The 13,227-nt window shown below is 69.4% G+C and carries 7 protein-coding genes; 1 reads left to right on the top strand and 6 read right to left on the bottom strand.

Features of this window, described 5'->3' with window-relative positions:
• Positions 1-48: 48 nt before the first annotated feature.
• Entirely contained in the window at positions 49-1,182 is a 1,134-nt protein-coding gene (locus ABD652_RS04675) for a CDP-glycerol glycerophosphotransferase family protein (RefSeq protein WP_344719053.1), read from the bottom strand.
• 217 nt (positions 1,183-1,399) lie between these two features.
• Here ABD652_RS04675 and ABD652_RS04670 point away from each other — a divergent pair, with 217 nt between their 5' ends.
• Positions 1,400-3,328 (top strand): BNR-4 repeat-containing protein, encoded by a 1,929-nt coding sequence (locus ABD652_RS04670; RefSeq protein WP_344718679.1) that lies wholly within the window; start codon positions 1,400-1,402, stop codon positions 3,326-3,328.
• Here ABD652_RS04670 and ABD652_RS04665 read toward each other — a convergent pair.
• The 5 genes from ABD652_RS04665 to ABD652_RS13950 all read right to left on the bottom strand — a co-directional run bounded on the left by ABD652_RS04665 (position 3,307) and on the right by ABD652_RS13950 (position 12,926).
• Positions 3,307-4,314 carry a hypothetical protein gene (locus ABD652_RS04665; RefSeq protein ID WP_344718676.1) on the bottom strand — a complete coding sequence of 336 codons (1,008 nt, stop codon included), beginning with the start codon at positions 4,312-4,314 and terminating at the stop codon, positions 3,307-3,309. The genes ABD652_RS04670 and ABD652_RS04665 overlap by 22 nt on opposite strands.
• Before the next feature lie 26 nt (positions 4,315-4,340).
• A complete protein-coding gene (locus ABD652_RS04660) occupies positions 4,341-5,561 on the bottom strand; it encodes a polysaccharide pyruvyl transferase family protein (RefSeq protein ID WP_344719051.1) in 1,221 nt (406 codons plus the stop codon).
• Between the two features lie 63 nt (positions 5,562-5,624).
• Entirely contained in the window at positions 5,625-8,660 is a 3,036-nt protein-coding gene (locus tag ABD652_RS04655) for a rhamnosyltransferase WsaF family glycosyltransferase (RefSeq protein WP_344718674.1), read from the bottom strand.
• 341 nt (positions 8,661-9,001) lie between these two features.
• The gene (locus tag ABD652_RS04650) at positions 9,002-10,351 is read right to left on the bottom strand and encodes an alginate O-acetyltransferase AlgX-related protein (protein ID WP_344718672.1); all 1,350 of its coding nucleotides are present in this window, start codon (positions 10,349-10,351) and stop codon (positions 9,002-9,004) included.
• Positions 10,341-12,926, bottom strand: a complete 2,586-nt coding sequence (locus ABD652_RS13950; RefSeq protein ID WP_425574546.1) for a glycosyltransferase — start codon at positions 12,924-12,926, stop codon at positions 10,341-10,343. Before ABD652_RS13950 ends, ABD652_RS04650 begins: the two co-directional genes overlap by 11 nt.
• Positions 12,927-13,227 lie beyond the last annotated feature (301 nt).

Below are 13,227 nucleotides of genomic sequence, written 5' to 3'. Positions count from 1 at the left end.
ACGCTACCAGCAGGCTGCGGCGCTCCCGGGCCGGGCCCGCGGCGAGGCTCACCGCTCGAGCTGCAGGGCGCCGACGATCCGGTCCGCACACCTCGGAGGCTCGTCCGGCAGAGATCCGTCCTCGGCGACGACGCTGTCCAGATGACGACGGCGCCAGGATCGATAGTCCAGCCGCTCGGTCGTCAGCGCCCGGCGCACTGCTTTCTCGGCCGTGGTCTCGATCGGCCCCGGCACTTCGGCCTCGTAGTCCAGCGGGAAGCCCCGGCCGGCGCGGAACTCCTCGAGGTCATAGGCGAAGAAGATCGTCGGGATGTCCCGCAGCGCGGTCTCGTAGACGATGGAGGAATAGTCGGTGATGACCACGTCGGCCGCAGCCAGCCAGTCGAGGACACCGATGCCCCCGCCGTCGACAGTCTGCTCCCCTCCCGGGACACGGGACCGGTCGAGAGGATGCCGCAGGAGCACCAGCGTGTCCTGCTCGTCGGCCTGCTCGCGGAACGCCTCGGACAGCTGGCCGTAGGGAACCCCGCCGAGCCGGCGCGACGTCGGCGCGTAGAGCACGATGCGTCCTTCGGTCAGCCGCGGGTGGTGCCGCAGAAGGCGCTCCCGCGCGGCGGCCATCCGCTCGCGGTCCAGCAGGTAGTCGACGCGGGCCATCCCGTAGGGACGGATGGACCGGGGGTCTGCGCGGAAGGCGCGACCGAAGACTTCCGACGGCACGCTGCCGGCTGAGCAGAGGAAGGTGTAGTTGTCATGCATGCGCATCACTTGAGCGACCTTCGGGTCCGGACCGTCGACGGTCCCCGCGGTCAGATACGCGAAGTTCTTGAAGCCGCCCATCGCATGCCAGAGCTGCCCGACCGGCAGGCCGCGCCGATGCCGGAGCACGCTGACCGGCACGATGTAGCCGTCGACGAGGATCGCCCGACAGGTGGCCAGGTGGTACATCTCGCGCAGCGCGGCGACGACGTACCCGGGGGCGAACTTCTGATGCTCCAGCACGGTGATCCGGTGGTCCGGATGGCGCTCCCGCAGCGACTCGCGGAGCATCGCGAAGTCCACGCCCATCCGGTTCAGGTCGCGCGTCATGAGCACGACTTTGCGCTGGGCCGGCAGCAGCTTCAGCCCGGAATAGACGGCGCGCGCTCCCCACACCAGCACACTCAGCGCGTGCGGCATCATGCGCTTCACGGTCCCATCCCCTCAGAACAGCACTGGCCCATCAGTCGAATGATGAGTCGGCCGGCCCCTCACTGCTGGCATATATCGGAGCTACCCTAACGCACCCTGCAGACACGGTGAGCGGCGCGGAGCCCGGGAGCTCGTCCAGGCGATGCGGGAGCATCCGCCCGGACGGCTCTACACTGGGCACGCACCCCTCCCGCCCCCGAGAGGTTCTATGCACCCCTCCCGCCCCTCGGCGATGCCGTGGCTGCTCTCCGTCCTGGTCACGCCCGCTCTCGTCCTGCCGCTGACCGGGGCGACCGCCCCGCCCTCGCCGACGGAGGAGGCCCGGGAGGAGCCACTGGTGTGCACCCCCTCGTCAGACGCCACGTCCTATGACATGGATTCGTCACAACGCTGGCGGGTGACCGACCGCTCAGTCGTGGATCCCTCCATCTGGTCCGGCCATCTGGTGCCGCAGGACATGGTCGCCGACGGCCCGGCGAGCTATGTGGGGTACTACGACGCCGACCGACACCTGACCGTCGGCTACCGTCCGGCGCCGGGGCATCCGTGGGAGACCCGCCGACTGTCCGGCGCAGCCGCCGTCGTCGGCTGGGACAGCCACAACGGCATCGACCTGGCGGTCGACTCCGCCGGAGATCTGCACGTCGCGGCGAACATGCACCTGGACGACCTGCGCTATTGGCGCACCAGTTCACCGGGAGACCTCGATTCGCTCGAGCGCGTAGAGACCATGGTCTCGCCCGACCGGGAGGATCGGGTGACCTACCCGGCCTTCCGACGCGCCGACGACGGCACGCTGATCTTCGATCATCGGAACGGCGGCGCCGGCGACGGGACCCAGTACTTCAGCGTCTATGATCCCGATCGGCGCAGCTGGTCCTCCCTCGTGGACGGCCCGCTCTTCGACGGCGGGGCATCGCGCGGCAGCGATGACTACAGCGCCTACCACCGGATCACCGAGGAGCCGAACAGCGACGGCTACTATGAGATGACCTGGGTCTGGCGCCGGACCCCGGACGCGGCGACGAACTCGCGGCTCTCCTATGCGCGCAGCAAGGACCTCGAGCACTGGGAGACCGCCTCGGGGAAGCCTCTGGACCTCCCCCTCCGCCGGGACACCGCCGGCGTGGTGGTGGACGACGTCCCGGAGCACGGCGGGCTCCTCAACGGGGCCGAGCGAGTCGCCGAGGACGCCTCCGGACGCCCGGTGGTCGTCTATCCGCGGCTCGACGACGCCGGGGACCATCAGCTGTTCGGCGCCCGTCCGTCGGCCGAGGGATGGGAGACGCAGAGGCTCACGCGCTGGAGGGGCAGCATGGACCTCGAGGGAGAGGGCACCCTCTCGACCCCATTGCACCTGAGCGACGTCGAGTCGCAGTCCGACGGGAGCATCCGGGCAGACTTCCGGTGCTCGGGGCCGGAGGAGCGTGCCCGCTCCCTGATCCTGGACGGCCGCTCGCTGAAGCCGGTGGCGGAGACGGCCATCCCGTCGAACGGCTACCCCGCGGAGATCACCCGGCGACGGGAGACCACGCCGCCGGCCGATCATGGGGTGCTGGAGGTCGTCGAGCCCGCCGACGACGAGAGGCGCGCCATGTTCTGGCAGTCCCGGGGCACCAACGGAGATCGGACGTTCCAGCAGACGCCGTCTCCGCTGCCGCTGCGCGTCTACACGCTGGAACCGCAGACCGCCGCCTCCCCTCCGCGGCAGCTGCAGGCGGAGCCCTCGTCACAGGGCCTCCGCCTCACTTGGCGCGCACCGAGGGACGACGGCGACTCCCCCATCACCGGCTACCGCATCGAGACCTCGCGGGACGGCGGCATGACCTGGCGTCGCGCCGACCACGTCGACGGCACCGCCGCCCGGATCGATCCCGAGCGCGCGGACGGTCCGGAGGACCTCACCGTGCGCGTCACGGCGACGAATCGGAACGGAGCGGGAGACGGCGCCACCGTCGTGGCCTCGGTGCCGGGCACGATGGCCGCAGTCAAGGCCGAGGGCACCGCCGCCGGGCCCCGGAATGCCGGGGTCCCGACGGCGGCAGGCGGCGGCATCCTCATCCTGCTCGTGCTGGCCGCCCGGCGTCGTCGGCCGACCCGTTCCCGTCGTCGGCGCTACAGGCCGCGCTCGCGATAGGTCTGGTCCAGAGCCTTCACCAGCTGGTAGCAGAGATCGTCCAGCTCACTGTCCGCCGCCTCCTGCGGCCGCCAGTCCTCGACGGCTTTGGAACGAAAGACCTCCGGGTCCGACCATCGCCGGTCCGACGTGATGCGGTCCATGTAGGGCGCTCGCACGTGCTTCTCCAGGAGCGGTCTCTGCTCGCCCATGAAGTCGATGATCCGCTCGACCTCGTCCATGGGCACCACCCAGGGCGGCTTCCCGCCCGGCAACGACCTGCTGAGGATGAAGTCGAAGCGCGGCCGATGGGGCTCCGGCCGCAGATCCGGGTGCCGCTGGTACAGCCTCAGGGCCTCCCCGGGCAGGCTCGCGTTCGCTCTCTCGACCTGCTCGGCCCGTTGCCGGATGGAGTAGATGTCGCAGAAGTCGCCGACGATGTCTCCGCTCAGCGGGACGACGTCGACGCTGTCGACCAGGCCGGCGTACTTCTCGGCGAATTCTCCCCACCGCATCTGGGTGTCCAGGAACTTCCCGGTGTAATCCGACAGCGACGACGAGGACCAGGCGCCCCACTGCCACCAGGCCGAGTTGACCAGATCGACGGGGGACCGCACCCATGCGACGAACTCCACCCGCACGTCGTCCGGGACGCAGTCCAACAGCAGGTGCGCACCCTCGCTCGTGTGGAAGTACGACTCGTTCGAGATCACGAGGAAATCGTGGTCCTCGTAGTACTGCCCGAGACGCCGCCTCAGCAGCTCGGGGAACGAGTCTCCGAAGGTCCCCAGGTTAGAGAAGATCGGGGAGGACTTCGCCCCGGAGAGGCTGTCCTCGGCCCGTTTCCGCAATGACTCGCCCAGCACCAGACCGTTGCGGCGGAGGACCGCATAACGCCCGACGCCGATCTGGTCGGAGCGCATCAGCCCGGCGCGAGGCAACCAGGTCTGCAGGGCGCTGCTGCCGCACTTTCCCGCCCCACCGTGGATGATCAGTCGTTTGACCACGCTTCTCCTTCGTTCGACCTGGGCGCTCATCCCTCGCCGACGGACACGGTGAACTCGGCCTCGTCGGTCGCTGCGAGCCCCGTCAGGTGGTCCGACGGGTTCAGCCCCAGCTCCCGCACGACATCGAGGTACGACGCAGCGATGCTCCGTCTCCGCGCATCGAGGACCGCCGGATCGCTGTCGAAGACGACCGTCTGGAAGACATCCTTCAGATCCTCGAGGCGCCGCACCTCGTTCATCTGGTGCAGGGACGCCGACGGGATAGCCATAGTCTCGGTCAGCTCCTTGACGCGGAGATCGTGGACGACGGGCATCGCCGGGACTGCGGCTTGAATTCCCATCATGTTCCCGTGGATACGGGAACCGACCACGCCACTGCACTTCGCCATGTACGCGATCCACTCGTCGACGCGGGAGAAGGCCTGCGCGCGTGAACGGAGCAGCTTCTCGAACGCCTTGACGTCCATGCCGGCGATGTAGGAGTTCAGATGCGCGAGCTGCTGTCGGTTGACCCGCTCGTCGAAGCCGAGGCCCCACTGCAGCACCGCTGGCTGCATCTGCCCGACGTAGTCGGCCCCCCGGTACCGCACATACTCGAAGAGGAGCTTCTCGACCTTGTCATGCATCGGCGTCCGAGCCGACTGGCCGTAGATCCCCTCAGTGATCGCGAGACGGTCCAGGACCGAGTCCCGGCTTCCCTTCTCGATGATCGTGGTCCACAGCGCAGGATCGGCGTTGATCAGGTACGAGGGGCAGCCGAGCGCCACAACGTTGTCGATCCCGTACCGGGACAGGACTTCCTTCGTGAACTCGCCCCGCACGAGGATGGCGGGCGTGCGCGCCGCCACTTCCTGGAGGAACGTCACCGTGCCCGAGGGGATCTCGGGGAAGTCGGACGGCGTCATGTCCATCTTCGCCTGGGAGCCCACTCCGCAGAGCAGGACCGGCTTGTCGACCTTGCGGACGAAATGGGCCTGCTGGCCGTAGTCGATCTGGGGATTCACCAAATTCGCCTCGGGCAGCACCAGGACGTCGACGTTGTCCCGCACCCACGCGGGATCCGACGAGTAGGTGAGATACACGACCTCGTCGGCGAAAAGCTTCCGCGCCCCGTACTTGAAGGCGAGGTTCCCGGTATTGATGCTCGTGACCTGGATCAGCTCGTCATAGCTGAGGCCGACCCGGTCGGTCACCCCGTTGTAGTCCTGCAGTCCCGTCGCGTCGTAGACGAAATATCCAACACGCATTGTCACTTCCTAGCCTCTGGTCTCGGTCGTCTGACTGTACTGGCCGATCATCGGCGGGCCCGCCTAGACCAGCTTCGGCCGTCCCGAGGCCTCGTCCATGTAGCGCTTCGACGCGTCCCAGGCGCCGTCGATGTACCGCTCCTTGGAGGCGAGGAAGGCCGCCAGCTCGCTCTCGCGCAGGCCGCTCCGGGCCGCCGCATCGGTCGCCTGCTCGGCTTCGTGCTTCTTCGCATGGACGACCTCCTTGGCATTCCGGAACCGCAGGAGGCCGAAGTTCTGGTAGAGCGCCGCGGCCTCCTCCGTGCCCCGTTTATAGGCCAGCTCCGGATCCTGCGTGTAGTCATGCGAATGGATGACCTGCGACGAAGGCGCATAGGCACGCGAGTAGCCCATCGTCAGCAACTTCCGCGCGATCGCCTGATCCTCGGCGAAGGGCACCGGCGGGAAGCCGTGCTCGCGCAGCAGGTCCCCGCGATATCCGGCGTTGTTGTCGCTGTTGAAGCAGACGGTCGCCACGAAGTACGGGTCCTTGTCGAACCGCTCCGCGACATCCTTGCGCTCCATCACGTAGCCCAGGCCCCGCAGTCCGTTGAAGTGCTGCTTCAACTCGACGTCGTACAGCTCATGGTGCTCCGAGTAGGCGCGGTGACTGCCGAAGGAGTAACCGCAGCTGGGCAGCATCGCGATGGGGGCGATCAGCGACTCGAGCCAGTACTCGTGCGCCGGGATGGCATCCTGTGTGATGTAGGCGTAGTAGTCCGTCTCCAGCAGGCGAGCCGCCTCGGTCCGCGCCGGGCCGTGGGAGAAGGTCCGGGCGTCGATCGGGTGGACCTTCGCCAGTCCGCGCCGCTCGACCTCGGCCACGACCGGCGCGACCTCGCCGTCGAGCCGCGAGTCGATGATCTGCAGCTCCACGTCGAACGACGTCAGCTGGCCGTGGACCGCCTCGATGACCTCCGTGAACTCCTCCCCGGGATAATAGGTCGGGATCACCACGCCGACGCTCCGTCGACGCAGGGCCGGCTCGCGCTGCTCCTCGGCGACCAGGAAGTTCTCCTCCATCCAAGCGCCGATCTTCTCGAACTCGCCCTCCCAGGAGAGCGAGCGCGCGAAGCTGTGGTACGCCCCGCGGAGCTCGTCGAAGGACTCCTGCGTCAGCCGACGTGCCTGCTCGGCGACGAACCGGACGATCCCCTCCGCGGACGGCTCCACGGAGTGGGCGCCGCGGGCGTCCGTCGTCTCCCGCGTCGACTCCGACGCCGGCTGCACGACGACGGTGCCGGCCGCGGCGAGCTCCACCGGCATGATCGAGTAGTTGGTGGCCGATGCGACGAGCCCGAATCGCGACTTCTGGAACAGCTCCGCCATCTCGGCCGGAGCGATGACCCCGGCGTTCACCACCTTGTCGCCGAGCGGATAGGCCGGGTGGTCGTCGCCGAAGACGACCACCTCGCCCAGGCCCAGCTCGGCGAGCTTGTTGGCGGCGTCGGCCATCATCTCAGAGGCCCGTCGCGCCGAATGGCCGCGGACGTAGACGGCGGCGAGCACGTCGCGCTCGGCGAGCGGCAGGTCGCGCTGGGAGAACATCGGCTCCGCACACAGCTCGAAGCTCGTGTGCAGACCGCCGTACGGCTCGACGAGCTGCTCGAGCCACGGCCCGGCGCAGACGAAGTCCAGCCCGAGCCGGTAGGTCCACTCGGCCCGGAGAGCGTCCGCGCCGGCGGGGAGGAACAGCGACTCGCGGTCCTGCACGAAGTACAGGCGCGCGTTGGCGTTCTTGTTCTCCGTGGTCAAGTACGCGGTGTCCCAGGAGCTCGCCACGAGGACCTCGCCCGCCACTTCATGGAAGCCGTCCTCGAACCGGCGGAAGGAGATCGGGCTGATCGGGAAATGCCCGATGAACTCGGCGTAGAGGTCGTCGATCTGCGAGACCGTCTTCTCGCCCGGGATCCAGAAGACCGACTCCCAGCCCAGGCGCGCCAGCGTGCGCGCCGCACGGAACATGGTGGTGTGACCGCCTCCGCCCTTGCTGAAGGCGGGGACGACCCAGTTGATCCGCCGCCGACCGACGCGGACGGAGGAGAGCACCTCGGTGGTCTCCAGGTCGACCTCCGATTCCAGGACCTCGGCAGGAGTCTGCACGTCGATCCAGTCCTGCTCGGTCCAGTGGCCGACCCAGGCCACCGCGGAGGCCAGCCGGGCCCGCTGCATGCCGGCGGCAACCTCCCGGGACGGCAGATGCCCCAGGAGGATGCCGATGGACAGGAAGTGCGCGAGCGCCGTGCCGTCCCAGCCCTGGAGCTCGGTCGCATACCGCTCGCGATAGTAGCCGGGGTCGAAGAAGCGGGACGGCGGCGTATCCTCGCGCTCCCCGTTCAGCTGATAGTGCAGCGCGAAGTCGAAGTCGTCGCCCGCCTTCGTGAGATCCGGCCGCCGATTCCGATAATGGGCCGCATCGAAGTCGAAGAACTGCCGTGCGGCGTGCAGCGCCGCGCGGCTGTGGAGCGTTCTTCCACGCTCCGTCGCCGCCGTCGGCGAGGTGATCTCGCGGCCCTCGAGGTGCCCGAACTGGCGATAGTGCTTCACCGGGTGGATGCGCTTCGCCGCCACATCGCCGAAGCGCTTCCAGTAGTCGATCGGGGAGAAGTTCTGGTTGGGGGCCAGCAGGTTCTGCCGACCCACCCGGCTGTAGTGGTTCCGTGCCTCGTCGGGGCCGCTCAGACGGTGGACCTCGGCATACCACTCCGCATCCAGTTCGACGATCTCGTCGACCCCGGTGCCGCTGGAGATGCCGGTGGCCGGCGCCGTATAGGGGCGGTCCTCGTCCAGCCCGTGCGTCAGCAGGTGGAGCGTGATCAGCCAGCGTCCCCAGGTCTGCGGGATGTCCGTGTTGAGGTCACGATACTGCTCCCAGTCGAAGGTGGGCGGGACGTCGGCGGGGTCCACGTTCTTCGACTCGGCCAGCGACTCGAAGGTCGGATGCCGTTCGGCCGCTCCGCCCTTCTCCCTCCAGTGCGCCTCCGCTTCGGCGGCGTTCAGCCCGCGGGCGTCCTCGTACCAGGAGGTGTAGAAGTCACTGTCGAAGTGCGGGGTGTTCACCAATCGTTCTCCCTTGATCCAGAGCTGTCGGACGAGTTGCTGCGAGCGGCGGGCGGGCAGACCTGTTCGGCGGGCGTCGCGCAGGATGGATGCTGGGGCCTCCGACGACCCACCGGGCCGGACGGAATGGGCCCATCCCGGAGTGCACGACGTCGCCGCCGGGCGTTCCCCTCGCGCCCGGACGAACCTCCGAGACGCGGCGACGTGGACTGCGCCGCGCTGCACAGGTTCTGCCGCTGGCGCAGTCTACCTGTGTCCGGTGCCCTACCCGCCGGTACCCGTTGGCGCGCCTCCGCGAGTTCCGCAGGTCTCGGTTCAACGGGTCGGTCCATCGACTCGGCTCACTGCTCCGGGATCTGCGGCATGAACCGTTCGATCGTCTGGCCGATGACCACATCCGGCCGGACGCGCTCGATCTCCTCCCAGTCGAACTCCGCGTGCCAGCGCATCCGGAACTCCGCGAAGAGGTGCTTCGCCCACCACCCGAGATGCTCAGAGTCCTCGCCCGGGCCGAAGGACGAGCTGCCGAAGGCCATCGCGCTCTTCGGCGACGCAGCCGTGCTGTTCCTGAAGTCGAACCACAGGCCGCGATGCCGCCCGGACCCGATCTCGCCGCGGGCGGTCCTCCTGGCGGCCTCTGCGTACGGCTGGAAGTCCCGGTCGTCTGCCACCATGACCTGCTCGTAGAACGGCAGCGTGCCGAAATACTTGGAGAGGTCTCCGCGCCGGGCCTGGGTGGTGCTCATCGGCACGCGCTCGACGACTCCGCGCAGCCGCGGCTCGACGGCGGCGAAGAGTCCTGCCGCCACCTTCTGGGTGCCCTGCGGCGAGAGATGCGTGTCAGTGGCGAAGAATCCCGAGCGCTTGGGCTTCATCTGTTCGAGCGTTGGACGCACGTTCACCCACCACGGCTCACCGCGCAGCGCGGCGCTGACCTCCCGGAGGAGCGGAGTGGGGCCGCTCACCGGGACCGGCGCCAGGTCGCGGAGGATGCTCAGCTTCTCCGGCAGGATCGTCTGGACGTAGGTGATGCCCAGCTCGGCGCACCGCTGAGCCCGCCGCCGGAGGAGCTCGACCCACTGGGCGGAGAGCTCCCGCACGTCCTCGCGAGTCATCCGGTACTGCTCCATCAGACTGTTCGATCCCCCGGTGAGGAACATGACGCCGTCATGGCCCAAGACGGCCGGGTCCGCCGAATACCCCACCGGCAGATGGACCGGAGAGAAGTCCTCCGGGCGGGGGTGGACCACACGCTGCGGATAGTCCGTGCCGCCGGGGCCTCCCCGGGCGGCGGCCTTGTTCTCCAGCTCCTGGCGGGCCTTGTCCGCGCAGACGACCCGGAAGCCGTCGGTAGGGCTGAGGATCGTCCGACGCCGCCCGGCCACCGCGACCAGGCGGACCTTCTCCGCGACGAAGGCGAGCGCCGAATACCGCCGGGGAAGATCCAGCTCGAAGGGTACCGCCTCGGGGACGGCGCGCTGCAGCGTCGTGTCCGTGCCCTGCGGCGTGATCGTCATCAGCGTCCTGCCGTCATGGACCAGCTCCACGTACTCGGCATGAGCCGCCCAGCCGGACGCCGTCGCCTGGGCGAAATCGATGCGGAAGTAACCGTACGGCTGGTCGGCGGCCTGCGTGTCGGATGCGTGCTGCTCGATCGCCTGCTGCTCGGCCGTCGGGTGGTCAGTCGTCATGGGTCACCATCTGCTCGGTCTGTCGGGCGGCACGCAACCGGCGGACGTCCTCCACCAGCCGGCATGCTCGGGCATCGAAGCTGTGCTGCTCCCGCACCATCGCCGAGAGCTCCTCGCGGGCCTGCTGCGGGTAGAGCTCCTCCGGATCCCTGTCCAGGATCTGCAGCAGCTCCCGCGGCGCGGTGAAGACGGCGAGGCGATCGCCGAACACCTCCTCCAGCCCGACGACGTCGTCGGTGACCAGCCGTCCACCGGCGGCCAGCACGTCGAAGATGCGGTTGGAGAGGAAGCCCTCGTCGCGCATCTGCGGCCAGTGGTCGTTGAGCACCCACCGTGCGGAGGCATAGTAGCGGCGCAGCTCCTCGTTCGGCAGCGTCCGGCCAGCGATGACCCCCTCCGGGACCACCGACTCCCAGTCCTTGCCCCAGATGCTCAGTGGCACTCCCGCGTGGGCGGCGTGCCAGGCGGCCGGGCGGTACTGACGCCGCGAATTGCCCACCATCAGCGCCCGGCTCTCCAGCTCGGGGATCAGCTCATCGTCGAGGTGGAAGCGTCGCGCGTCGGTGCACTGCATCAGGGGCTCGACGGCGACGCCCCACTGCTCGCCGACCGTCCGCGCCCACGAGGTGCTCGCCGCATAGCGCAGATCGTACGTCTCCAGTTCCTTGGCCGAAACCTGCTCCGGGTGGCTGATGACCCAGAGCAGGCTCGTGGCATTCGCCGGCACCGGGACGTCCCGCAGCCCTCGGAGATTCAGCACGACGTCCTCGAAGTCCGTCGTGCCGCGCAGCGCGTTCTCCTGATAGTCCACATGCACCTGCTGGCCCAGACGGCGCAGGGCGTCGGCCAGTGAGTTCGCGTAGTGGAAGTCGCCCCAGTTCGCCGCCTCTCGGGAGGCGGGCGCGCCGGTGCGGATCGCCCAGCGCAGCTGCTGCGGGCGCTCAGTGATACGGACAGCTCCAGAGGGCACCCAGGTCGCCTGCGTCCAGCGGGACGCGTCGGCGGGGAAAGACTGGGCGGTGTACTGCGAGTAGAGCGCCTCCACCCCGACGGCGGCCAGCGCCTCCTCGCTGCCCCGCGGCGGCGTCGGCCAGAGCTCGGCGAAAGTCCGCACGTCGTCGGGGTGGCGGGTGCCGCGACCGGCCCACCCGTGCCGCTCCGCCCGCACGGCGACCGAGGACAGCGTGCGCACCGGCCGCTCGACGGCGCGGGCGAGCTTCTGCGACAGATCCACGTCCGCCCAGAGTCCGGCGAGCTGGGTCGACAGTCCGCGGACGGCCAGCAGATCCCGGGTCCACGCCAGCAGCGGGAAGGGGGCCCCGGGGATCGGGATCCGCTGCTCCTGCTGAAGGATGGTCGGCGGCATGCCGGCCAGCAGCGGCACCGGGTCGCGTCCGTGCCGGGGATACACGACGCCGACATCCTCGATGAGCAGCGTGCGGCCCAGCACCACCGGGTGCACCGCCGCCGCACCGTCGAGCGCCGCCCTCAGCTCGTCCATCCCGCCGGACTGCATCTCGGGACCAGTACCGGCGTCGATGAGGAGCGTCTGGGCACCCCGGGCCTGCCGCAGCGCGGCGTTGACGTAGCTGGGCCGGTCGCCGCGCAGCCCGGCGGGCAGCACGCGCACCTCGGCGTCGGACAGCTCCAGGGCACGGCACTGGGCGAGCAGCGCGGCGTCATGGGTCCGCGGAGTCAGCAGGAACTCGACGCGGCACGACGGCGAACCGGCCAGCATCCCGGTGATGAACGCCGCTGCCTCGGAGACGTCGGCGACGTCGTCGAGGATGACGGTGACCAGATCCTCGTCCAGCGACGGCGCGGGCTCGGCCTCGAACTCGAACTCCCGCCAGGCCTGCCGGTCGCCGACGTGGAAGTTCCACGCCTTCGACTCGAACTCGCTGATCCGGCGCGGATCCGAATCCGCCTCGCTGTAGCGGACTCCGACGAACGGGACCTGATGCATCTCCGCGGCCGTCGAGAGCTTCAGCACCAAGTCGTAGTCGACGGCGCGACGCAGGCTCTCGTCGAAGCCGCCGACCTCGTCGAGGATCCCACGGACGGCGACGATCGCCGTCTGGTCCACGGAGTTGCCGATCCGCAGCGACTCGCGCGTCGGCGCGACGGCGCGCAGCACTGGCTGACCGCCCATGGTCACCTCGCAGGCGGCGAAGCCGACCTGGTGGCCCTCGACGACGAGCACGGCCAGCATCGTGCGCAGGAACTCGGGGGCCCATTCCTTGTCCGAGTCGAGGAAGGCCACATACTCGCCCCGGGCGGCGGCCAGGCCCTGGTTGCGCGCGCGGCTGACGCCTCCGTGGTCCAGGCCGATGTACCGGACCCGCTCGTCGCGTGCGGCGAGGGAACGGGCCACGGGCTCGGTGTCGTCCGTCGAACCGTCATCGACGATCAGCAGCTCCCAGCGGGCGTAGGTCTGACGCTGGACCGACTCGACGGCCGTCCGCAGCACGCCGGCGCGGTTCCACGTCGGCAGGATGATCGAGACCAGCGGCGACTCGGCGCGGCGGCCGAAGGTCTCTCGCGCGGCGTCGAGCTCCGGGGTCGCCTCGGGCATCTCGGAGGCGCCGACCAGCGGGGCGTAGCGCCGAGCGACCTCGGCATGGTCGGTCCGGGCGGCGGCGATCCGGCCGCGCAGCGCCTCCAACGTGACGTCGTCGCCGAAGAGCTCGGGATCCACCGGCACCGCGCTCTCCGGCGAGGCGCCCGCCAGGAAGTGGTCCAGCAGACTCTCCTCCTCGGGCAGCCCGACGCCGGCGGCGTCGAGCTGACGCCGGTACTCGTCCTCGGAGAAGAACCCGGCGGCGAGCACGTCGCGCAGCAGCGTCTCCTCGTCCGGCATCTCCTCGGCCTCGCCC

Origin of the sequence: Nesterenkonia halobia, assembly GCF_039536005.1 — a bacterium.
GTDB classification, from domain to species: Bacteria; Actinomycetota; Actinomycetes; order Actinomycetales; family Micrococcaceae; genus Nesterenkonia; species Nesterenkonia halobia.
This window is presented reverse-complemented; position numbering and strand designations above follow the sequence as displayed.